This window comes from Pseudomonas sp. K5002 (assembly GCF_013386655.1).
GTDB lineage: Bacteria > Pseudomonadota > Gammaproteobacteria > Pseudomonadales > Pseudomonadaceae > Aquipseudomonas.
In genome coordinates this window covers 1-361 of sequence record NZ_JACARK010001268.1, presented here as the reverse complement: position 1 = coordinate 361, position 361 = coordinate 1, and the positions used below count along the sequence as shown (strand labels likewise).

Sequence of the window (361 nt, the reverse complement as noted above, 5' to 3'; positions counted from 1 at the left end):
GGGCACTTCGAGCCTAGGCGAGGAGCCGAGTGGTGGGGCAAGAGCGTTTTGCTTACTTTTGCGCTTTTCAAAAGTGAGCCGCTGTAAGAGCGGAACCAATCGAAGCCGTTACCGAAGGAATGGATATGTACTCAACCAAACGAAGCCCAAAAGCATGAGCCTCCTGCCTTACGCCTGGGCCAAATCCCAACGCATCCTCCTTCACCCGGGAACCCAGGGCCCGACGCTGACCATCTGCCCCTCGACCCCCGGCTGGTCCATCAGCGAGGTCTACCGCCAGTTCGGCCAAACCCACCTGATCCAGGTGCGCGACGACGAACTCGACGGCCTCCTGGCCACTGCCTACGCCGACACCGGCAGC

Annotated in this window: 1 pseudogene; it reads left to right on the top strand. The window is 60.9% G+C overall.

The features are described 5' to 3' along the window. Positions 1 to 154: 154 nt before the first annotated feature. A pseudogene (locus tag HX846_RS35560) lies at positions 155 to 361 on the top strand (type II secretion system protein GspE); the annotation flags it as partial.